The sequence below is a fragment of the Pseudoalteromonas sp. SCSIO 43095 genome, assembly GCF_023650455.1.
Taxonomy (GTDB): domain Bacteria; phylum Pseudomonadota; class Gammaproteobacteria; order Enterobacterales; family Alteromonadaceae; genus Pseudoalteromonas; species Pseudoalteromonas tetraodonis.
Window position 1 is genome coordinate 1419265 of sequence record NZ_CP087995.1, and the last position, 23731, is coordinate 1442995.

General features: G+C 40.9%; 19 protein-coding genes. 4 read left to right on the forward strand and 15 right to left on the reverse strand.

The window, feature by feature from the left end:
- Window positions 1-322 precede the first annotated feature (322 nt).
- Window positions 323-1903 (forward strand): BCCT family transporter, encoded by a 1581-nt coding sequence (locus tag LOC50_RS06800; RefSeq protein WP_036982759.1) that lies wholly within the window; start codon window positions 323-325, stop codon window positions 1901-1903.
- A gap of 75 nt (window positions 1904-1978) precedes the next feature.
- On the opposite strand, the gene LOC50_RS06805 is transcribed toward LOC50_RS06800, so the two are convergent.
- The 4 genes from LOC50_RS06805 to LOC50_RS06820 all read right to left on the reverse strand — a co-directional run bounded on the left by LOC50_RS06805 (window position 1979) and on the right by LOC50_RS06820 (window position 8765).
- Entirely contained in the window at window positions 1979-2680 is a 702-nt protein-coding gene (locus LOC50_RS06805; RefSeq protein ID WP_036982761.1) for a 3'-5' exonuclease, read from the reverse strand.
- A 3-nt stretch (window positions 2681-2683) separates the two neighbouring features.
- A complete protein-coding gene (locus tag LOC50_RS06810) occupies window positions 2684-4579 on the reverse strand; it encodes a putative nucleotidyltransferase substrate binding domain-containing protein (RefSeq protein ID WP_069439434.1) in 1896 nt (631 codons plus the stop codon).
- 86 nt (window positions 4580-4665) lie between these two features.
- On the reverse strand, window positions 4666-7746 hold the full coding sequence (locus LOC50_RS06815; RefSeq protein ID WP_013464884.1) for an efflux RND transporter permease subunit: 3081 nt from the start codon (window positions 7744-7746) through the stop codon (window positions 4666-4668).
- A gap of 2 nt (window positions 7747-7748) precedes the next feature.
- Entirely contained in the window at window positions 7749-8765 is a 1017-nt protein-coding gene (locus tag LOC50_RS06820) for an efflux RND transporter periplasmic adaptor subunit (protein ID WP_250653865.1), read from the reverse strand.
- 221 nt (window positions 8766-8986) lie between these two features.
- On the opposite strand from LOC50_RS06820, the gene LOC50_RS06825 reads away from it, so the two are divergent.
- Window positions 8987-9424 carry a hypothetical protein gene (locus LOC50_RS06825; protein ID WP_248530779.1) on the forward strand — a complete coding sequence of 146 codons (438 nt, stop codon included), beginning with the start codon at window positions 8987-8989 and terminating at the stop codon, window positions 9422-9424.
- A gap of 59 nt (window positions 9425-9483) precedes the next feature.
- Here LOC50_RS06825 and trhO read toward each other — a convergent pair whose 3' ends face one another.
- Window positions 9484-10491 (reverse strand): oxygen-dependent tRNA uridine(34) hydroxylase TrhO, encoded by a 1008-nt coding sequence (gene trhO, locus LOC50_RS06830; RefSeq protein WP_069439431.1) that lies wholly within the window; start codon window positions 10489-10491, stop codon window positions 9484-9486.
- Between the two features lie 205 nt (window positions 10492-10696).
- On the opposite strand from trhO, the gene LOC50_RS06835 reads away from it, so the two are divergent.
- Both LOC50_RS06835 and LOC50_RS06840 read left to right on the forward strand, forming a co-directional pair.
- The gene (locus tag LOC50_RS06835; protein ID WP_250653866.1) at window positions 10697-12019 is read left to right on the forward strand and encodes a DEAD/DEAH box helicase; all 1323 of its coding nucleotides are present in this window, start codon (window positions 10697-10699) and stop codon (window positions 12017-12019) included.
- A 2-nt stretch (window positions 12020-12021) separates the two neighbouring features.
- Window positions 12022-12852 carry a CvfB family protein gene (locus tag LOC50_RS06840; RefSeq protein WP_138627287.1) on the forward strand — a complete coding sequence of 277 codons (831 nt, stop codon included), beginning with the start codon at window positions 12022-12024 and terminating at the stop codon, window positions 12850-12852.
- 55 nt (window positions 12853-12907) lie between these two features.
- On the opposite strand, the gene LOC50_RS06845 is transcribed toward LOC50_RS06840, so the two are convergent.
- The 10 genes from LOC50_RS06845 to gyrA all read right to left on the reverse strand — a co-directional run bounded on the left by LOC50_RS06845 (window position 12908) and on the right by gyrA (window position 23663).
- Window positions 12908-13282, reverse strand: a complete 375-nt coding sequence (locus tag LOC50_RS06845) for a hypothetical protein (protein ID WP_250653867.1) — start codon at window positions 13280-13282, stop codon at window positions 12908-12910.
- Window positions 13283-13372: 90 nt separating this feature from the next.
- Window positions 13373-14077: an orotidine-5'-phosphate decarboxylase gene (gene pyrF / locus LOC50_RS06850; protein ID WP_016899932.1), complete on the reverse strand. Its 705-nt coding sequence runs from the start codon at window positions 14075-14077 to the stop codon at window positions 13373-13375.
- Between the two features lie 33 nt (window positions 14078-14110).
- Window positions 14111-15247, reverse strand: a complete 1137-nt coding sequence (gene lapB / locus LOC50_RS06855) for a lipopolysaccharide assembly protein LapB (RefSeq protein ID WP_214552419.1) — start codon at window positions 15245-15247, stop codon at window positions 14111-14113.
- Window positions 15248-15249: 2 nt separating this feature from the next.
- Window positions 15250-15531, reverse strand: coding sequence for a lipopolysaccharide assembly protein LapA domain-containing protein (locus tag LOC50_RS06860; RefSeq protein ID WP_250653868.1), 282 nt, complete (start codon window positions 15529-15531; stop codon window positions 15250-15252).
- 21 nt (window positions 15532-15552) lie between these two features.
- The gene (gene ihfB / locus LOC50_RS06865; RefSeq protein WP_008114744.1) at window positions 15553-15840 is read right to left on the reverse strand and encodes an integration host factor subunit beta; all 288 of its coding nucleotides are present in this window, start codon (window positions 15838-15840) and stop codon (window positions 15553-15555) included.
- A gap of 67 nt (window positions 15841-15907) precedes the next feature.
- On the reverse strand, window positions 15908-17575 hold the full coding sequence (gene rpsA / locus LOC50_RS06870; RefSeq protein WP_002961176.1) for a 30S ribosomal protein S1: 1668 nt from the start codon (window positions 17573-17575) through the stop codon (window positions 15908-15910).
- A 95-nt stretch (window positions 17576-17670) separates the two neighbouring features.
- The gene (cmk, locus tag LOC50_RS06875) at window positions 17671-18381 is read right to left on the reverse strand and encodes a (d)CMP kinase (RefSeq protein ID WP_250653869.1); all 711 of its coding nucleotides are present in this window, start codon (window positions 18379-18381) and stop codon (window positions 17671-17673) included.
- Between the two features lie 107 nt (window positions 18382-18488).
- On the reverse strand, window positions 18489-19766 hold the full coding sequence (gene aroA, locus LOC50_RS06880; RefSeq protein WP_250653870.1) for a 3-phosphoshikimate 1-carboxyvinyltransferase: 1278 nt from the start codon (window positions 19764-19766) through the stop codon (window positions 18489-18491).
- Complete coding sequence (gene serC / locus LOC50_RS06885) at window positions 19766-20848, reverse strand: 3-phosphoserine/phosphohydroxythreonine transaminase (RefSeq protein WP_250653871.1); 1083 nt, start codon at window positions 20846-20848, stop codon at window positions 19766-19768. The genes aroA and serC overlap by 1 nt, the downstream gene beginning before the upstream one ends.
- A 115-nt stretch (window positions 20849-20963) precedes the next feature.
- Window positions 20964-23663: a DNA topoisomerase (ATP-hydrolyzing) subunit A gene (gyrA, locus tag LOC50_RS06890; RefSeq protein WP_250653872.1), complete on the reverse strand. Its 2700-nt coding sequence runs from the start codon at window positions 23661-23663 to the stop codon at window positions 20964-20966.
- Between the last annotated feature and the right edge of the window lie 68 nt (window positions 23664-23731).

Consider the following 23731-nt stretch of genomic DNA (forward strand, 5'->3'; position numbering starts at 1 on the left):
GGCCGAATATTCACTTACTTAGCTTTGCATTCATTGCTATTTACGACTATAAAATAAAGTGCTAACGCGTTAGTTTTCATTTTCTCAGCGACCAGACATGTACAAAAAAGACAAAGTCAGCTCAAAATTTTAGCAAAGTGTTAATTCTTTCGTATTTAATATTTAACTCCCCTAGCAGTAAAGGTATGATGGGCAATTGAATTAGTTAGTCTTCTAATTATTCGTGTTGTTAGCTTTGACAAAGAATCTAATAACACGAATACAGTGAACTATAAAAAACTGGCATTAAGCCAGCCTGTTTCATTAACCAATGAGGTATTGCATGAGCGAGAATCATGACAAGTACAGTATTGACAATACGGACTACACCGTAGGTCAAGACAACGTGCAAAAATGGGGGTTTGATATACATAACCCTGTATTCGGAATAAGTGCAGGGTTAATAGCGCTGTTTTTAATTGCCGTATTAGTATCTGATGCCGAAGTTGCTAAAACGACGCTAGATGGTATTAAAACCGATATTATTAATAATTTTGACGGCCTGTTTATGTGGGCTGCTAACTTCTTTGTTATTTTTTGTTTAGTTTTAATTTTTTCGCCTTACGGCAATATCCGTTTAGGCGGCGACGATGCTAAACCATCTCACTCTCGTATTTCTTGGCTGGCAATGTTATTTGCAGCAGGTATGGGGATTGGCTTAATGTTTTGGGCGGTTGCTGAACCAGTTGCATACTACACTGGTTGGTATGAAACACCACTCAATGTAACAGCTAACACACCAGAAGCCGCAAAAATGGCAATGGGTGCAACTATGTTCCATTGGGGTCTTCATCCTTGGGCCATTTATGCGGTTGTCGCGCTTTCGTTAGCGTTTTTTACTTACAATAAAGGCTTACCGCTTTCTATTCGTTCGATTTTTTACCCAATTTTAGGTGATAAAGCGTGGGGATGGCCTGGTCATATAATTGATATTTTAGCTGTATTAGCAACCTTATTTGGTTTAGCTACATCGCTTGGGTTAGGTGCACAACAAGCTTCTGCCGGTATTAACCACGTATTTGGTTTAGAAGGTGGCGTAGGTTCGCAAATTCTGGTTATTACAGGTGTTACTTTACTAGCCGTCGTCTCGGTTATTCGAGGCATTGATGGTGGCGTTAAATTACTTAGTAACGTCAATATGCTTATTGCTTTAGTGCTACTGGTATTTGTATGTTTAGTTGGTTTTGCTGTATCTATGGGTAATATACCAAACACGGTAATGGGCTATGTAGAAAACATTATTCCGTTAAGTAACCCACATGGTCGTGAAGATGAAACATGGATGCATGGATGGACAGTATTTTATTGGGCTTGGTGGATTTCGTGGTCACCGTTTGTAGGTATGTTTATTGCCCGTGTTTCACGTGGTCGTACAATTCGTGAGTTTTTAACCGCTGTACTACTTATTCCTACAGCAGTCACTATCCTGTGGATGTCTATTTATGGCGGCATCGCAATTGACCAAGTAGTTAATGGAATTGGTGCCCTAGGAACTGACGGTTTAACAAGTGTGCCTATGGCGATGTTCCAAATGCTTGATGAAATGCCAATGGCGAACGTTTTATCTTTCATTGCTATTGTTTTAGTACTGGTATTCTTTATTACTTCTTCTGATTCAGGGTCACTTGTAATCGATTCAATCACAGCAGGTGGTAAGATTGATGCGCCGGTACCACAGCGTATTTTTTGGGCGTCTGTTGAGGGTGCTATCGCTGCTGCATTACTTTGGATTGGTGGCACTCAAGCGATTGAAGCACTGCAAGCGGGGGCTATATCAACCGGTCTGCCATTTACCATTGTATTGTTATTGATGTGTGTAAGCTTAATTTTAGGTTTACGAACTGAGCCTCGCCCAGTTAAATAATACACATTTCATAATAAAAAAGCCGCAAATTGCGGCTTTTTTTGTGCTCTATTTTAAACAGTAATGCTTCAATAGCTAAAGCCAAATTTCACTCAGTGGCGTGTCTGATCTATAGTGGTAACTCAGCTGCGCTTGCAGCAGCTCGGCAGTGGCTAGTGCATCAGTAAGCGCGTTATGGTTTTGATACAATGGCAATGAATAACGCTCCCGTGTATCACTTAACCTAAGTGATCCTAGCTTTGAATTAAACAGCCTGCCTAATAGCCCCTGCCGTGCTTTAAGCGCCCGCCTTTCTATTTCCATCGTATCAACTAGTGCAAACTCAATGCCCTCTTTTATGCGCATAAGTAGCGCGTTATAAAAAAAATGACGTTCTATTGCAGCATAATGTACCACCACCACTTTGCCTTTAAGGGCATCAAGCAGTGGCGCTAAAATTCGATTAAGATCAGGGGCTTCATCCACTTCTGAATGAGTAATTCCATGAATAACTATTGACTCTTCACTTAAATCTCGTCGAGGTTGCACAACCCAGTGGCGGCTCTCTTTACAATAAATACGATTTACATTAAAAGGCACCAGCCCCACACTAACAATATCATCGCTATTCGCATCAAGGCCGGTTGTTTCAAAGTCGAGCGCCACAAAAGGGACATCTTTAAGTGGAGCAGCCTGATTGGTAAACGCTTGTTGATAAAAGTCTTTAAGCAGCGGGTTTTGCGCAGTTTGCAATAACTGCTCGTAGCGCTGTGGCCACCTTAACGTTGATTTACTCATAATTTATTTCACACCCGAATGCGCAGAATAACTAAATTTTAAAAAGCTCTGGGCTTTCTCTAAAATAGCAAAAGCTTCTTTTAAATTACTTTGCTCAAAGGGTGAAAGTAAGTGGGGGTCTAAATCATTATCTGGGGCTTCACCCTGCTCTATTTGCCATGCCTGATGACGAATACGCACTGTGGCAATATACTCAAACGCATCACGCAAATCTTGTGCTTTACCTTTAGGCAGTAAATTTGCCTCTATAATATCTTCTAAGCGCTCAAAGGAGTTTTGTTTACGTGAGCCAACCGCTAACGCGTGCACGCGCACCACATCAGATAGCGGCGCCGTACCACGGCGTTTTAAGTTCATTGAGCGCTTATGCTGGCCATTATGCTCAAGTACAAAGCCGTTAAAGAATCCTAATGGTGGCGTTCTGTTGCGAGCATTAGCAGCAAGGTTTGCTAAAAAGCGCTTATTTACTTTGCTTTCTTTGGCCACCAGCGTTTTAAGCTCATCGGCCCATTTTAGCTTGCCCCACACACCATCTAAGTCAAAAAATATCGAGCTATTAAGCAGTGCTTGCGGTTTCGGTTCGGCCATCCAGCTAGCAAATTTTTCTTTCCATTGTGTACGGGTCATACGCCATTTTTTAAACGACGCCATAATTTCACCGTCACAATAGGTATAGCCACATTTAGCTAAACCATCACACACAAAATCTGATAGGTTTTGAAAATACTCATCGTGCAGTGCCTCATCAAAACTATTATCCAAAATGAGAGCATTATCTTGATCGGTCACAATTAGCTGCTCGTCGCGGGCCATTGAGCCTAAGGCTATAAAACAATAAGGAATAGGCGGCTCGCCAAATTTTTCTTCGGCCAATGCTAATAAACGCTGTTTAAAGGTACGCCCTATGACCGCCATAGCGGTTCCGATCATATGCGAATTTGCATCTTCATTAACCATACGTACAAATACATTAGGTAATTGGCGTGCGTAATGAACTAAGTCATCAACTGATTGCTGCGCTAAAATACCGCGTACTAACAGTAAGCTACTTTGTGATTCATAACGTAAAATGTCAGACAGTGATATTACCCCAATTGGCCGTTTTTTATGTACCACAGGTAAATGATGTAAGTTATCTCTTAGCATGGCTAATACGGCTTCAAACACATATGCATTGCTATCAAGTAGTACTAAGCTTGATGTCATTACTTCTTTGGCGGGTGTATCATATGTTAACCCTTGGGCGACCACTTTAGTGCGAATGTCTCTGTCGGTTATAATTCCAACGACTTGACCGTCGTCTTCTTCTGGGTCGTCGCTTATTTGTTTTTCTATGTCAGTAACTAACACTGAAGACACTGATTCTTGGGTCATTAAAAACGCGACGTCTTTAATAGCAGTTTGCATTGTTACTGTGACCACATCACGGTGTAATAATGACTTCACTTTCGCGGTGGTTAAATCATTGCTGTCGGCTTGCTCTACAATGGCTTGGTGCAAACGTACGTTACCATCAACTTCGAAAAAATCGGCAAAGGTTTCGTATTTATCACAGTATTCATTGAAGGTATTAACATTAATACAATAGGTTAAGGTGTCTTCAAGCGCACGAGCCGGAAAGCGCACTTTGCGGTTCATTAATAGGCCCATTTGGCCAAAAATGCCGCCTGTGGCTAAACGATTATAGAGCTCGCCATTACGACGTGAAATTTCAACCGAGCCACTACGAATAATATATAAGTCACTAATATCTTGGCCTAAATGTAAAATATCAGTTTGTGCACGAAAATAGGCAACTTCAATTTGCATTGCTAGTTCGTTTAGTGCCTCGCTCTCAAGCGTATCAAAGGGGGGGTGTTCAACTAAAAATTGGGCTATTTCAACTTGCTCGGCCTGCATGAGTGATCCTTGTGGCTTTAATCTAGTTGAATTGTGGGCTTAATTGGCTATTTTTTCAAAGAAAAATAGCCAATTAGCGTAATTAGTTAGTCTAGCTGCTCCAGCTCTTGGGCTAATTGCTTTGATTCATCGCCACGAGGACTGGTAAAGCGGGCTAACCCTAAATAAATCACCGGTGTTAAGTAAAGCGTAAACAATACCGCTAACGCGAGTCCACCAAATACCACCCAGCCAATGGCGTTACGTGCTTCTGCTCCGGCACCTGTTGACATAATTAAGGGTAACGCACCGAGTAAGGTCGATATTAAGGTCATGGTGATTGGTCTTAAACGTACCAATGCAGCTTGTTCAACCGCTTTTCGAACACTCAGCCCCTGATCTCTTAATTGATCAGCAAACTCGACCAATAAAATTGCATTTTTAGCGATTAACCCAATTAACATCACTAGGCCTATTTGCGAGTAAATATTTAGTGAGGTGCCGGTTAAATATAGCGCTAGAATGGCCGATGTAATCCCAAATGGTACAGTGATCATTACTACAATAGCGCTGTTAACATTTTCAAATTGCGCCGCAAGTACTAAAAACACAATTAAAAATGCCAATACGTAGGTCATTAATACTTCGTTGGAGGTTTCTTCAAATGTTAGTGCTTCCCCTTTAAATGCAAGAGTAATACCTGCTGGTAATGATTGCTCAGACACTTGCTTTATTTGTTCCACTAAGGTGGCAATTGTTAAGCCCTCAGGCAGCTCCATACTGAGCTCTATGGCACGGCGCTGAGCATGACGCTCAAGCTCTGCGGCAACCCCTTCCTCTGAAATGTTAGCGACACTACTTAGCGGCACCAATTGATTATTACGGGCTCTAATAAACAAGTTTGCTAAATCACTTGGGTCGTTAATAGTTTGATTTTGTGCCTGTAGCATAATAGGAATAGATTGATCGCCTATGTTTAAATCAGCGATATCGTCACCATTAATAGCGGCTCTTAAAGTAATTGCGATATCACTTAAAGACACGCCAAGTTCTTCTGCGCGTCGTCTGTCGATATTAACACGCAATTGTGGCTGCGATGGTTGATACGATACTCTTACTGGCGCAACCTCTGGCACGGCTTTTTCAAGATCAGCTGAGAACTGCTGTGCAGCCTTAAATATTTCAAGGTAATCTTGTCCCAGTAAAGCGATTTCTATGCCGCCACCTTGGCCACGTAAATTTAAGCTATTTGCCCCACCAGGGTAAGCAGGTGCACCAGGGATGTTGCCTAAAGGCTGGCGAATTTTATTAATAATTTCTTGTTGGCTAAAGTTACGTTCATCCCAATGCTTTAATGGCACAGTAATAAACACAATATTGGGATCCCATTGCCCAACCACAGTGTAAATAGACTCAATTTCACCACTTTCAACGAAAGGCAGTAAGGTATCTTCCATTTTAATGGCTTGTCTATCCATAAAATTTAAGCCTACGCCATCAGGTCCGCGGGCAAATATTCTAATTTTACCACGGTCTTCAGTAGGGAGCAGTTCGTTATCTAAACTCATATACAACGCACCCGAACCGCCTGCAACTAATAAACAAACAATAAAGGTAACCCACGCATGATCCAGTACTTTATGAATTGTTTTGGTATAAATATTGGCAAGCACGTTACCAAATTTAGCAAAGGGGTGAAAACCACCTTGTTTGAGTTTTAATTTTGAGGTGAGCGCCGGCACTAACGATAACGCAACAAAGCTAGATATAATTACCGCACCAGCTAGTACGCCACCAAACTCCCTAAATAAACGCCCTGCTGTAGAGGGTAAAAATGCGATGGGTACAAACACAGCCGCTAACACTGCAGTGGTGGCAATAACGGCGAAAAATACTTCGCGGGTACCAACAACCGCTGCGGCACGCCTTCCAAGGCCTAACCCTCGCTGGCGTTGAATATTTTCACTTACTACAATTGCATCATCAACAATTAATCCTGTCGCTAATACCAGTGCTAATAAGGTTAAAATATTAATTGAAAAACCAAGTGCCCATATCAGTGCTAATGAACCTATAAGCGCAACAGGAATGGCAAATGCTGGGACTAATGTTGCACGCCATGAGCCAATAAACACCCATAAGGTGATGATCACTAGCAGTACCGTCAATACCAATGAGTTAATCACTTCATCTACTGAGCTTCTAATAAACTGCGCGTCATCTGATGTTAGCGTAAACTCCATCTCAGGAAAGCGCTCACGCATTCCCTCTATAAGGTTGAGTACTTCATCAGAAATTTCGATGGTGTTGGACTGTGCTTGGCGAATAATTTCCATACCAATAACAGGTTTACCATTGAGCCTTACCATAGAGCGTGGATCCGCAGGACCAAAATACACGGCAGCAATATCGCTAATGCGAGTATCTCCCTGAATTATAATATCGCCCACCTGTGCGGGAGTAACAGACGTTGCATCTGCGCGCACTATTATTTGCTGATCGTTTGATTTTAAACTCCCTGCAGGCACATCAAAGGGGGCTTGCCTGAGTACATCGGCGACATCTGGAATAGTTAAGTTAAAGCTGCTGAGCTTTAATGGATCAATGCGAACCCTGAGCACACGTTCTCTATCGCCGTTTAATCGTACGTCGGCAACGCCAGGGATAGTTAAAAACTGCGGCGCTAAATCAACATCAACCCGCTCTGTTAATGCCTCTAACGATAAACTTTCGCTTGATACTGTTAATGAAACTACTGCTTCAGCGTCGTTATCAGCCTTAATAATAGAAACGCGCTCTACCTCTTCAGGGAGCTCTCTTTGCACTCGAGCCACTGACTCACGCGTTTCATTAGCGGCATCATCCAGATTAACACCCGGTCTAAATTCAACCACAATGCGTGAATTACCTTCTTCACTTTGTGCACGAATCGATTTAACACCGCTCACGCGGGCCACGGCACCTTCAAGTTTACTGGTAACTTCGGTATCAACGGTTTCAGGTGAACCACCAGGGAACGAGGCTGATACAGTAATACGGGGTCTGTCTACATCTGGAAGCTCTCGAACTTCTACGCCTGCTATGGCGGCAATTCCGGCAATAATAATCAGTAAATTCAGTACCACAATAAGCACTGGACGGCGAATAGCCATTGATGGCAAGTCTTGCATCATAGGTTGCTGTTTCATGGCTACTCCTGCGTATTAGCGATTGGCGCTGAGAAGCTTAGCTCTTGGTTAGCTCGTAGGCGTTGTACGCCCTCTACCACTAAGTTATCTTGTTCTTTTAAAACGCCCGAAACTAATAAACGACCAGCAAGTCGTTGTTCAATTTTAACATCAATTCGAGTGGCTTTTTTATCAACACTTGTCCAAACGTAAGGGCCTGTTGCTCCCCACAGTAATGCCGCTTCAGGTACAGCAGCAAAACGTTGCCCTTCTACTTCAATATGAACACGAAAACTCATGCCAGGTAAAAACTTTTGCTGCGGGTTTTCAAGCTGCGCTTTTACACGTAAGGTGCGGGTTTGTGGGTCTATTCGTGAATCTAGATAAGCAATTTTTGCGTTTACAGCATTTTGTGACTGCCAAGGGAATACTTTTACATTGCCTTTATTGCGCAGCATATAAACGGCCGATTCTGGGGCGTTAAAATTTATATATAAAGCACGCGTATCATCAATACTTGCAATCGCCGTTTGGGGAGTAATTCTGTCACCTACTTCAACGTCGGTAAGTCCCATAGTGCCGTTAAAAGGCGCACGAACTTGGCGGTCTTCAAGTTCTGTTTCTGCTTGGGTAAGGGTGACTTTTGCTAATTCAACAACTGTTTTTGCATCATCCACATCACTTTGTGGCACAGCCCCTTTTGCTTGGCTTTGCTTTAAACGTGCGAGGGTTCTTTGAGTGTCAGCAAGTTTTATTTTTGCCTCTTCAAGTGCTGCTTTTTGTCTGCGAGAATCAAGTTCAAGTAACACATCACCAGCTTTTACGCTATCACCAGGTTTAAAATGCACCGCCGTTACTTTATCGCCCACAGCCGGATATAAAATAACCGAATGAATTGCTTCGGCGTTACCGACAGCCTGAACTTGCTCTTTAGCACGTTCCATAGCTACCCGCTCCACCACGACATTGGCACTCTTTACAGATAAACTTAACGACATTAAAGAAAAAAACACGCTGGTAAAAAGAATTCGCGATTTCAAAGGATTACCCTAATTAATTATTATTTGCATTATGTTACGTAGTTTAACAGCTCTATGATCAATAAATAGCTAAGTACGACAAATTAGCAAAACAATAAGCTGAAATTAAGCATGCTAGCCACTCTACATATTTTTACAGCAGCATACAAAATCCACACATATTTAAATTACATTTATGACTATGATTTAGCACATCAATATTTTTAATAAAGGCAACATTTATGAAAAAGAGTTTAATTATGGTGATCTTGCTATCAGGCTGTGCATCATCAGGGATTGATCGGGCAGATCAAAATCAAGTTGTTAAACGTTATTATGCGTCTGTTGAATCAATACAAAAAGTAACACTCTCCTCTGAAGTGGGAACTGGAATAGCTGCTGGTGCGGGGTTTGGCTTTGTAGATAGCTTAGATGGCAACAAAGAAGAAATGATTGGCGGCGCGATTGTTGGTGGACTAGTCGGTGGATTATTTACTGCTTTATTTGAAGGGGGTAACAGCGCGTATCAGTATAATTTATATGCTGCTAATGAAGGTGAATTTACCGTTATTCAAAAGAAAAAGCTCGATAAAAACACAAAATGTGTGCTCGTCAATGCTGCCAATAAGGTCACGCTCTCTACTACAGATACAAGCAATTGTGAAAAGAGTTTAAAATAATAAAACCTCAGTTAAAACTGAGGTTTTATTATTAATAACGTACAAACAAAAAGTACCGCTTATTTATTTCGCTGTGCTTCTTTTTGCGCCTTTTTAGCTTCTTTACGTTGTTGTAAAACAGCTTGTGCTTCGTTACCAATGTGGCCTTCACCGCGCGCTTGAGCAAGCTCTATTTGCTTTTGGCGCTCTGCAAAGCGTGCGCGTTGTTCATCGGTTACATTGTCAATACAGTGGTGACACGACACCCCTTCCATGTATTCTGGCTTTAGCTTTTCTTCTTCTGTGATAGGCATGCGACATGCGTGACACTGATCGTATGAGCCTTTTTGTAAGTCATGATTTACCGCTACACGGTTATCAAATACAAAACACTCGCCTTCCCACATGGTTTCTTCTTTTGGCACTTCTTCTAGGTATTTTAATATGCCGCCTTCAAGGTGGTATACCTCATCAAAACCTTGCTCTTTCATATAGGCTGTTGATTTTTCACAGCGAATACCACCAGTACAAAACATGGCTACTTTTTTATGTTTTGATGGGTCTAGGTTTTCTTTGGCCCACTGAGGGAATTCACGGAATGTTTTAGTGTTTGGGTCTACTGCGTTTTGAAACGTACCAATTTCAATTTCGTAATCATTACGGGTATCAACAAGGATCACCTCTGGATCAGAAATAAGAGCATTCCATTCATGTGGTTTAACATAACTGCCCACTACTTTTAATGGGTCTACGCCTTCAACACCCATAGTCACAATTTCTTTTTTCAGCTTAACTTTAGTGCGGTAAAACGGGCATTCGTCATCGTATGATTCTTTCGTTACGATGTCATTTAGATTCTCTTGTGTATCTAACCATGCTAGTAAGTTATCTATTCCTTGGCGTTTAGCTGATACAGTACCGTTAATACCTTCAGCAGCAAGTAATAAAGTACCACGTACTTCGTTGGCTTCCATTACTTCTAAGAGTGGTTTACGTAGTGCTTCAAAGTTTGGTAAAGCTACAAATTTATACAGAGCACATACTACAAAGTGCTCGTTTGTTACATCATTTTTATGAACAGCAGTCATTTTGCTTCCTATTTTGCTTTGATAGCCTTAAGTGGCGTTTACCGAATCGTAAATCCGGCGCATATGGGGCGCGTATTTTACGCTTTTTTTATTTAAATGCAAAAAAATGGATGATAATGCGCTTTTTACTGTTAGCGCAGTAGCTCAGTGGGCTATAATGCGCGGATAAATTTATACAGACTTGCTCATATTGGAGAAACATACATTGCACTTTACTGATCTTGGGATTGATACTCGCCTAGAAACACAATTAGCGCACCAAGGGATCACCCAGCCTACCGATATTCAAGCTCATGCTGTGCCAACGGCACTCGCTGGACATGACATTTTCGCTCAGTCAAAAACTGGGTCAGGCAAAACTTTAGCGTTTTTATTACCGGCTGTGCAGCGTGTAATGAAACAAAAAGCACTCAGTAAACGTGATCCTCGTGTACTTATTGTTGCTCCAACTCGTGAGCTTGCGACCCAAGTTTTTACTCAACTTCGATTACTTATTGCCGGTACCAACATAAAGGCCGTTAAAATCCTCGGTGGCGAAAATTTTAACGACCAAATTAAAGCACTGCGTAACGACCCTCATTTTGTTGTCGCCACACCTGGGCGTTTAGCCGATCATTTAAAGCAACGTTCATTACAATTAAGTGGCCTAGAATTACTTATATTCGATGAAGCTGACCGTATTTTAGATTTAGGTTTTACCGATCAACTTAAACTAATTAATGAACTGGCCGATCATCGTCTTCGTCAAACTTTATTGTTTTCGGCGACATTAGATCATGCTCAAGTTGATGCGTTATCGCGTAATTTATTAAAAAAACCAAAACAAATTATGCTCAGTGCAGCCAATGAACAACACAGTGATATTAAACAAACACTGTACTTAGCTGACCACCTTGATCATAAAGAAGCACTGCTTGAGCACTTTTTAAACCAAGATAACGTTGGCCAGTGCATTATATTTACTGCCACACGAGCTGATACCAGCCGTTTAAGTGAATCATTAAATAGTAAAGGCTTTAAATCTGTCGCATTAGCTGGGGATTTAACTCAAGGTAAGCGCCTTGATATTATGGATGCGTTTAGCCGTGAAAACTTTAAAATATTAATTACTACAGATGTTGCTTCGCGCGGTTTAGATTTACTCAGTGTTACCCATGTTATTAACTTTGATTTACCGAAACACGCAGAAGAATACGTTCATCGTATTGGTCGTACTGGTCGTGCTGGTTTTAAAGGTAACGCATTATCACTTGTGGGCCCTAAAGATTGGGCAAGTTACTTGGCAATAAAATCATTTTTAAATGATGAGTTATCGTTTGCTGCTGTTGAGGGTTTAAAAGCGAAATTTAAAGGCATTAAAGAGAAAAAAGTAGCGCCAATTAAACCGACTAAAAAAACAGTGACTACTGATAAGCCACAGCCAAAACGAAAAGCAAAACCGAAAAAGCCAACGACCCCAATTAAAGCACCTCTTAATATTGATGGTGATACCCCGATGCGTCGTAAAAAAAAGCCTGAGCAGGAATAATTATGAGTTACCTAGGAACCACCCAAACCCTTTTTGTTAAAGAAGTCAGCAACGAAGGTGCCTATTTAGATGGGCATGACTTAGGTGAAGTTTTTTTACCTAAACATGAAATAAAACATGAGCTTGAAGCTGGCGATAGCATCAGCGTATTCACATTTTTAGATAATGCAAACCTGCCGACAGCCACAACTAAAAAGCCGCATGCTCAAGTCGGTGAATATGCCCTACTGCGTGTGAAAGAAATAAACAGCATAGGCGCGTTTTTAGATTGGGGCTTAGAAAAAGACGTACTCGCACCGTTTAATGAACAAAAACCACGTATGCAAGAAGGCTACTCATATTTAGTACGTTTATATCTTGATAACGCCAGTCAGCGTATTTGTGCCTCAACTAACTTTAACCGTTTTTTATCAAAAGATGAGCCTCAGTATAGTCATTTACAAGAAGTTGACTTAATTGTTGCAGGCAAAACTGATATTGGTTACAAGGTGCTTATTGAAGAATCTCATTTTGGCGTCGTGTTTTACAACATGGTGTTTAAGAACCTGTTTGTTGGTCAAAAGCTAAAAGGATTTATTCAAAAGGTACGTGAAGACGGAAAAATTGACGTCATACTTGAAAAACCTGGCATGGGTAAAGTAAACGAGCTTGGTGAAAAAATAATGGAAAAACTAAAAGATGAAGGTGGCATATTAGCCATAGGCGATAAGTCTGAACCTGAATTAATTAAAAAAGTATTTTCGACCAGCAAAGCAAACTACAAAAAAGCCATTGGCGGTTTATTTAAACAAGGCTTAATTGATATTGAAGCTAAGTCTATTCGTTTAAAATAATTAAATAAAAAGCCACTTAAATTTTAAACCTAAGTGGCTTTTTAGTATCTGAAATTTATAACCTAATGTTTTTATAAGGTAAGGTACAGCGAGAATATTCATTTGAATATTCAATTAATTCTTTTTTAGAATCTAAATTTAATGGCGCTAGCCTAAAAACTTTTTCTGTACACTCATTTTGCATTTCATCATGTGTCGCTACACAGTCTCTGCTGCTAACATCTATTCCTGCTAACACACCTTCATTGGTGTAACACAGATGCTGGGCATAATTTTGAGCAATTTTTTTAAACTTGAATAAATCAACGGGGTAACCAGATACCAAGTCAGTAACGTTTGAAAATTCATCATACACTTTAGTTGAAAAAACATATTTATTAACAGCAAAGCCACTAATAATAATTACAACTAAAAATATTATTATACGCAAAGCAAATCCCTCACTGCACACCCGTAATTTAAATGTAGCACAAAGAAAAACAGTTGTAAGGAGCTGCTCTTAATTATGCTAACTTTAAATTTAAGCTATTGATTCATTTACATCATTTAGTACTTTTACAGGGTTTTGTGCCTGGGTGATCGGACGCCCAATCACTAAATAGTCACTACCCGCTTCAATCGCTTCTTTAGGTGTCATAATACGTTTTTGATCGCCCGCATCACTGCCCGCTGGGCGAATACCTGGCGTAACTAATTTAAACTCTTTCCCTAAAGCAGCCTTTAAACTTTGCGCTTCTTGCGCGGAACAAACAACACCATCAAGCCCTGCTTGCTTTGTTAATTTAGCTAAATGCATAACTTGCTCTTGGGGAGATTTAGTTATACCTAAACGCTCAAGTTCAGCTTCGTCCATGCTGGTTAATACAGTTACTGCAATAAGTAATGGCGCTTTGTCGCCAAACTGCTCAAGTGCTTGTTTAGCTTTATGCATCATTTCATAACCGCCCGATGCATGTACATTGACCATCCATACACCCATTTTAGCCGCAGCAGTCACCGCTTTAGCAACGGTATTTGGAATATCGTGAAACTTTAAATCTAAAAATACATCAAAACCTAAATCGACCAATTCTTTAACAAATGCAGGACCAAAATAAGTAAACATTTCTTTGCCCACTTTTAATCGACAGGTATCTGGTGATAACTGTTTTACAAATGCTAAAGCAGTTTGCTGATCATCATAATCAAGCGCGATAAGAATTTTTTTTGATTTTTCGAAAGACATAACTATCCTACTAGTGAGCGAAAAGTATAAAGATTAAAATCCGTCTAAGCCTCTGCTAGGCACAATGGTTTCCCAGTGTTTACATGAAGGGCAATTCCAATAAATGGTGTAGCTAGTAAAGCCACAATGCTGACATTGAAAGTCGGGCTTAGTAGCAATATATGAGGTAACAAGTTTATCTATTTGATTAAGCACATCTTTTGTATTTTTATTTTCGGCGCTCATTAACTGCAATAAAAAACTAAAACCACGAATTGTGGGCTGACGTTTTAAACTATCAGTTAAAAACTCAAAGGCTTGTTCTGTATAGCCTTGCTCAAGCAACGCTTGGCAGTGCTGTATTTTTATCATTACTCCACCTTTTTCTAATAACTCCGCAACGAGTTCATGAAACTGATGGGTTAATTTTAGTTGCTTATAACTATGCGCTAACTTTTCAATAAACAATGGCGCAAAAAAAGTAAATTGGCAGATGAGTTCTCGCCAATAGTAAATTGCTTTTACGTAATCTTCTTTGGTGTAAGCTGACAGTCCAAGCTCATATAAAGGCCTAATTGTTTTAAAGTTTAAGCTGATGGCTTTACGCATAAGTTGTGGGTTATTACTGGCAATGGCATGCTCACAGTAAAAATTAGCGATGGCTTTAAAGTGTTGTTCTTTTGAAAAAAGCTCAGTATGCGCTTCAAACATATTAATGCCTTTTTCCCATTCACGGGTTTGTGAATATAAAGAAATAATAGGATCGAGTGCATCTGCATGGCTATTTTTTACCAGCCATATTAAATGTTCTTCTGCGCTATCTAATAAGCCAGCCATAATATAATCTTCGGCTAGCTCTAAACGGCTATTAGCGGCTTGTTTTTCGTTAAGGCTTGGGTGTTTTAGCAGCAGTTCGTGAATTTTTATTGCGCGGTCAAGCTCGCCACGACGGCGAAACATGGTTGCTAAAGTAGAATAATGTTCAACAGAGTCAGCAGCTACTTCGAGCAAATTAATTAAGTGCTCAAGCCCCTGATCTTCTTCTCTATCCAGTAAAAACTTTAAGCCTTTACTGTACTCAGAAGTAATTTGACGATTAAACTGATGAGCCTGATTTTTTGCACTGTTTTTCCCCATGATCCAACCATATCCGGCAGCAACGGGAAGCAGTAAAAACAACAGCTCAATCATAATTAGGTGTCTTTGTTGGCAATACGCTTATTATTATCTTTTTCAGGCGTTAATTGCTTTTTTAAACGGTAATTTTGCCACTTTAATTGCGTGAACAATTTAAAACTCACAAAACAACCCACTACAACACCTAGCAAAAAGCAGATACTTATTATAACGGCTAAAGGTAATGTATTACTGGCTATTATGTAGTTAATTTGTGTTAATTGTGGATTTTGTGAACCCAATATAAACGCACCAATTAAAAAAAGTGCCGCCAGAATAATTTTTAATACCTTGAACAAGTAACTACTCCAATAATTTTACTAAGCAATGCTCTCGTTTACACGGTCACGTAGTTCTTTGCCTGGCTTAAAATGAGGTACATGCTTACCATCTAACTCTACAGTTTCTCCTGTTTTAGGGTTACGGCCTGTACGAGGCGCACGGTAATGCAAAGAGAAACTTCCAAAACCTCGGATCTCAATACGATCTGAAGAAGATAATGAGCCGGCCATTTGTTCAAGAATTTCTTTAACAGCGTTCTCAACATCTTTCACAGGAATATGTGAATGTTGTTCAGCAAGTGTTTCTATCAGTTCTGACTTAGTCATAGCGTTTCCTTAAAAAGAAATAGTGGAAGGGCATAAACTGCCCTTCCAATTAAAAGACTATAATTAATTAGTCTTTTTGTGCATTTGCGAAAGCAGCTGCCATTGCGTTTTCAAACACTGGCTCTTCTTTCTTAAGCTTCTCTAGTACTTCTTTCTCTTCTGCTTCGAAAAGAGCTTTAACAGATAAGCTTAAAGTGCGGTTCTTACGATCAACACCAACGTATTTAACTTCAATCTCGTCGCCTACAGAAACAACAGTAGTTGCATCTTCAACGCGCTCTTGAGCGATATCAGCTACACGGATGTAACCTTCAACGCCTTCGATAAGTTCAACAGTTGCGCCTTTCGCATCAACTTCAGTCACTTTACCTTTAACAATAGCACCTTTTTTGTTTGCATCAAGGTAGTTATTGAATGGGTCAGCTTCGATTTGCTTAACACCTAGAGAGATACGTTCACGCTCTGGGTCAACTTGCAATACGATAGCAGTGATTTCGTCGCCTTTCTTGAATTCACGTACAGCTTCTTCGCCAGGTGTATTCCAAGAAATGTCTGAAAGGTGTACAAGACCATCAATACCACCGTCAAGACCGATAAAGATACCGAAGTCAGTGATTGATTTGATCTTACCAGTAACTTGGTCGCCTTTGTTTTGAAGACGAGCAAATTCCTGCCAAGGATTAGCAATACATTGCTTAAGACCAAGAGAAATACGACGACGCTCTTCATCGATTTCAAGAACCATAACCTCAACAGTGTCACCTAGTGAAACAACTTTTGAAGGGTGGATGTTCTTGTTAGTCCAATCCATTTCAGAAACGTGTACTAGACCTTCAACGCCTTCTTCGATTTCTACGAAGCAACCGTAATCAGTTAGGTTAGTTACACGACCAGAAAGCTTAGAACCTTCTGGGTAACGACCAGCGATAGCTGCCCATGGATCTTCGCCAAGCTGTTTAAGGCCTAGAGATACACGAGTTTTATCTTTGTCGAATTTAAGAACTTTAACTGCGATTTCGTCGCCAACATTAACGATTTCTGAAGGGTGCTTAACACGCTTCCACGCCATGTCAGTGATGTGTAGTAGACCATCAACACCACCAAGGTCAACGAATGCACCGTAGTCAGTAAGGTTCTTAACGATACCTTTAACTTCTTGACCTTCAACAAGGTTAGCAAGAAGCTCTTCACGCTCTTGTGAGTTTTCAGATTCGATAACTGCACGACGTGAAACAACAACGTTGTTACGTTTTTGATCAAGCTTGATTACTTTAAATTCAAGCTCTTTGCCTTCAAGGTGAGTTGTGTCACGTACTGGACGAACATCAACAAGTGAACCAGGTAGGAAAGCACGGATTGAATCAACTTCAACTGTGAAACCGCCTTTAACTTTACCGTTGATAACACCAGTAACAGTTTCTTGCTCTTCACATGCTTTCTCAAGACGGATCCACGCTTCGTGACGCTTCGCTTTCTCGCGAGAAAGGATAGTTTCACCGAAACCGTCTTCGATTGCATCTAGTGCAACATCTACTTCGTCGCCTACAGCAACTTCTAGTTCACCAGCAGCATTTTTGAACTGCTCTGCAGGGATAGCACTTTCTGATTTAAGACCAGCATCTACAAGTACAATGTTATTCTCGATAGAAATAACTGTACCTTTAACGATAGAGCCTTGCTCTGCTTCAAAACCCTTTAAGCTTTCTTCAAATAACTGCGCAAAATTTTCTGACATACGAATATACGTCTCATATATTAATACCAATAAGCAACCATGCTGCATGGGGTTGTTAAAATAGCACTGGCATCCTGCTGGTGCATAAAATGTATTTAGCTTCGTTTAGGAAGCTTACCTTCTGAGATGCTCGCATCTAATAAAGTTATAACTTTATCAAACACTTGCTGAGCGTTAAGCTCGCTAGTATCAAGCTCAATCGCATCCTCTGCAGGTACAAGCGGCGCAACGACACGATTCATATCGCGATCATCACGTGCTTGAATGTCCTGTAATAGACCACTTAGTGTAACATCAAGCCCGCGCTCATTCAACTCAACAAAACGTCTGCGAGCACGTTCTTCTGCACTTGCGGTTAGAAATATCTTTAATGGCGCATCTGGAAATACCACAGTGCCCATATCGCGGCCATCGGCAATTAAACCGTTTTCTGTTCTAAACGCACGCTGGCGGCGAAGCAACGCTTCTCGAACACGCGGTAATGCGGCTACTTTAGACGCTGCAGCACCTACTTCTTCATTTCGAATAGTGGTTGTGACATCTTCGCCTTCTAAAATAATCTTTCCTGCATTAGTATCATTGTCTATCAAAAACTGCACATCAAGATTTGCAGCTAGTGGGACAAGTGCTTCCTCGTTATCTAAAGCAATTTGGTGATGAAGTGCTGCAAGTGATAGTACGCGATAAATTGCTCCGCTATCTAACACATCCCAGCCTAATTTTTCAGCCAATAGGCGACAAACAGTTCCTTTACCAGAACCACTTGGGCCATCTACGGTGATTACGGGCATTAATAACGCCGGCATTTAAAACCTCCTTCAATGCACACCAAAATAAACCGCCACATTATACGCCAATTAATAAAGATTATCCGCTTTTAGTATGTAACTTTTTATAAATACTTATAAATAGCTTATTTACTGACAGATGCTAACACTTTGAAAAATTTTGGGAATGTCTTATAAGTACAAGCCGGATCGTTAATCGTTATAGGCTTGCCCCCTACCGCTACCATTGCAAAGCACATGGCTATACGGTGATCGTCGTAGGTATCTACAGCCACATTATTAAAATGTTTTGGCGGTGTGATCTCAATAAAGTCGTGCCCTTCAACTACGTTAGCCCCTACTTTTTTAAGCTCGGTGGCCATCGCATGTAAACGGTCAGTTTCTTTTACCCGCCAGTTATAAATATTACGAATAGCGGTTGGCCCTTTTGCAAACAAGGCAACAGTCGCCAGGGTCATTGCAGCATCAGGTATAGCATTAGCATCAATATCAATACCGTTAAGCTCACCTTTACGAACAACTAAACGCTCGTCATACCAATCAATTTTGGCACCGACCTGCTCCATCACTTTAGCAAAGCCAATATCACCTTGAACTGATTTAGCCCCGACACCTTTAATTTCTATTTCGCCACCGGCAATTGCTGCAGCAGCAATAAAATAAGAAGCCGATGAAGCATCACCTTCAACCATTATGCGCTCAACAGCTTGGTATTGCTGAGCACCTTTAACGAAGAACGTGGTGTAATTATCATGCTCAACAGCCACACCAAAGCGCGCCATCACATCCAGAGTAATATCAATATAAGGCTTAGAGACTAAGGTGCCTTTAATTTTAATGTGTGTATCGCCTTTAAATAACGGCGCAGCCATGAGCAGCGCCGTTAAAAATTGACTTGAAATACTGCCGTCAATTTCGACTTCACCGCCGGCTATTTGCCCACCGATAATTTTAAGTGGTGGGTAATCTTTATTTTTTAAATAACTAACATCACCCCCGAGCACTTGTAAGGCATCAACTAAATGCCCTATAGGGCGCTCTTCCATGCGCGGCTCGCCTATTAATTCATATTCACCAGATACTGCAGCAAGTACCGCAGTTAGAGGACGATACGCAGTGCCTGCATTTCCTAAAAATAATGGCTCATTGGGCGTTTTAAATACACCGCCGACCCCTTCCACAGTTGCCACAGTACGATCATCATTAAGGGCTACATTAACACCTAATAATTTTAATGCACCTAGCATATGGCGAATATCATCGCTATCAAGCAGGTTCTCTACAACGGTAGTCCCTTGAGCCAGCGCAGCTAATAATAAAATACGATTTGATAGGCTTTTAGACCCAGGTAGAGTAACACTGCCATTAACACGAGAAATTGGCTCTAAGCGTAGTTGTTCCATTAGCTGTGCTCCTTAGCAAATGCCGCCATAAAATCTACCAATGCTTGTACACCTTCAAGTGGCATAGCATTATAAATGCTAGCACGCATACCACCCACTATTCTGTGCCCCTCTAGGGCAAGTAAACCGGCTTCTTTAGATTGCGTTACAAACTTTTCGTTTAAGCTTTCATCATTTAACCAAAATGGTACATTCATACGAGAGCGACAATGCGGCGCTACTTTATTGGTATAAAAAGGCGATTCATCAATAAAGTCATAAAGCAGCTTAGCTTTAGCAATATTTTGTGCTTCCATTGCTTTGACGCCACCATTTTGCTCTAGCCATTCAAATACTTCGGCTGCTAGGTACCACGCAAAAGTAGGCGGTGTATTAAACATGCTGCCTTGTTTTGCCTCAAGGGCGTAATCTAAAATACCCGGCTTAGCGAGCCCTTCACGCTCAAGTAGCGTTTTGCGAACAATCACAATAGCAATGCCCGACGGACCGATATTTTTTTGTGCACCCGCGTAGATTAAATCAAATTTATTAACGTCGATTTCGCGCGATAAAATAGTCGATGACATATCGGCCACAATCGGCGCCGTTGGATGACTGGGTACATCAAATATTTCAAGGCCGTCTACGGTTTCATTCGGGCAATAGTGAATGTAAGACGCATCTGCAGGTAAAACCCAATCGGCTACCTGCTTAATAGAAAACAGGCCGTTATCATCATTGCGCACATCAACAGCGTGTGTATTTGTAAACTTATCTGCTTCGCTGGTTGCACTTTTTGACCACACCCCATTCTCACAATACACCGCTTTTTTTTCATCAACATGGAGGTTTAAAGGCACGGCACTAAATTGTCCTCGACCGCCGCCGTGCATAAACAGCACTTCAAACTCATCACTAATATTCATTAAACGACGCAGACTAGCTTCACATTTAGCGGTTAATGCTAAAAATTCTTTACTGCGATGGCTCATTTCCATTACTGAAACGCCAAGCCCTTGCCAGTCTAAAAACTCTTTTTGTGCTTTTTGCATTACAGCCGGTGGTAACATTGCAGGGCCTGCACAAAAATTATATATACTCATTACCTTTTCCTCATTCCAGTAATTTACTGTTTAACTTGAATTAAACTAATTCAAGTGTCTTTAGTTTTTTTCAACCATATAAAAAAAGCGGCCAAGGCCGCTTTTTTCAATCTAATTATTCTGAAGGAGGATTGTCATCCGCCACTTCATCAATAACTGTATCTACTGTTTCAACGTCTTCGATATCAACTAAGTCACTTTCAGTCACTTCAATCTCTTCGATACGTTGTAAACCAACTACTTGCTCTTCGTCAATAGTTCTGATCAAAATAACACCTTGGGTGTTACGTCCAACCGTAGAAACTTCATTAACGCGAGTACGTACTAAGGTACCACGATTCGAAATAATCATTATTTCGTCGTTGTCATCAACCTGTACAGCACCAACAACAGCACCGTTACGCTCACTCACTTTGATTGATACAACACCTTGTGTTGCACGACTCTTCGATGGGTAATCTTCAAGTTGAGTACGCTTGCCGTAACCATTTTCTGTCACTGTTAATATTGCGCCATCATTCTTTGGTACAATAAGTGATACAACACGCTGATCGTCTGGCATCTTAATACCACGAACACCCGTTGCAGTTCGGCCCATAGGACGTACACCTTTGAAACGGATTTCAGGTTTGCCTTCTTCGTCTAGTACTGGGTTACCATTTTCATCAACGACAGCCGTTTCTTCAGCCTCTTTAAAGCGAACAACTTTACCCGCATCAGTGAACAACATAATTTCGTTGCTGCCATCGGTAATATCAACACCGATTAAGCTATCACCTTCGTTTAAGTTAACCGCAATGATTCCGCTTGCACGTTGACGACTGTATGCCGTTAATGGCGTCTTCTTAACCGTACCGAACGCCGTCGCCATAAAGATGTATTTATCATCTTCATAATCGCGTACTGGCAGGATTGCAGTAATACGTTCATCTGCTTCAAGTGGTAATAAGTTAACAATTGGCTTACCGCGCGCTGCACGACTGGCAAGTGGCAACTGGTATACTTTAAGCCAATATAAACGACCCGCTGTAGAGAAACAAAGAATAGTATCGTGCGTATTGGCAACCAATAAACGTTCAATGAAATCTTCATCTTTCATCTTAGTTGCTGACTTGCCTTTACCACCACGACGCTGGGCTTCGTAATCACTTAACGCTTGGTACTTAACGTACCCTTCGTGTGAAAGCGTAACAACTACGTTTTCTTCGTTGATTAAATCTTCAAGGCTTATATCGTGTGCAGCGGCATTAATTTCAGTGCGGCGATCATCACCATATTGCTCTTTAATTTCAACTAACTCGTCACGAATAACTTCCATTAAACGTTCCGGACTTGCCAAAATTAATAATAGTTCGGCAATTAGGTCGAGTAACGATTGATATTCGGTAAGAATTTTTTCGTGCTCAAGACCAGTAAGTTTGTGTAAACGTAAGTCTAATATTGCTTGGGCTTGCTGCTCAGAAATATAATACTGACCATCACGAATACCCAGTTCGCTTGCTAACCAATCTGGGCGTGCTACGTTGTCTTCGCCTGCTTTATCAAGCATGGCTTTAACATTACCTAATTCCCAAGGACGCGCTGTTAGTGCAACTTTTGCTTCAGCGGGCGTAGGCGACTTACGAATAAGTTCGATAATTGGGTCAATGTTTGCCAGTGCAATCGCTAAACCTTCTAGCGTATGTGCACGGTCGCGAGCTTTTCGTAAATCAAATACCGTACGACGGGTAACAACTTCACGGCGGTGAATAATAAACTCTTCAAGCATTTCTTTTAAGTTGAAACACTTGGGCTGGTTATTAATTAACGCAACCATATTCATACCAAACACAGTTTGTAACTGAGTTTGTGAATAAAGGTTGTTTAAAATAACTTCACCTACGTCACCACGTTTGATCTCAATAACGATACGCATACCGTCTTTATCTGATTCATCACGTAATGCGCTGATCCCTTCAATTTTTTTATCTTTAACTAGCTCTGCGATTTTTTCAATCAAACGAGCTTTGTTAACTTGGTAAGGGATTTCATGAACAATAATTGTTTCACGGCCGGTTTTCTCATCGGTTTCAATCTCAGCACGCGCACGCATGTACACTTTACCGCGACCGGTTTGATAAGCTTGTTCAATGCCTTTTTTACCGTTGATAATTGCCGCAGTTGGGAAATCTGGACCTGGAATATAATCCATTAACTCAGTAATGGTTAACTCAGGGTTTTGAATAAGCGCTAAACAGCCATTCACTACTTCTGATAAGTTATGTGGCGGAATATTTGTCGCCATACCAACAGCAATACCTGACGAACCATTAACTAACAGGTTAGGTATTTTAGTCGGTAATACATCAGGAATTTGCTCTGTGCCATCGTAGTTAGGCACAAAATCAACCGTTTCTTTTTCAAGATCGGCTAATAATTCGTGCGACATTTTTGCCATACGTACTTCTGTATAACGCATTGCCGCTGCTGAATCACCATCAACCGAACCAAAGTTACCCTGACCATCAACTAACATATAACGAAGAGAGAATGGCTGAGCCATACGTACGATGGTGTCATAAACTGCACTATCGCCGTGTGGGTGGTATTTACCGATTACGTCACCGACCACACGGGCCGATTTTTTGTAAGGCTTGTTCCAGTCATTACTAAGCTCGTTCATTGCAAACAAGACGCGGCGGTGAACAGGTTTTAAACCGTCACGTACGTCTGGTAATGCACGTCCTACAATTACACTCATGGCGTAATCTAAGTAGGAGTTTTTTAACTCGTCTTCAATATTGACTGGCAGAATTTCATTGGCGAGATCAGTCATTTGATATCACATTCCTTCAGTATCAGCTCTTAACAACCCAGTATTAGGTATTAAGAGTGTTTGTTATT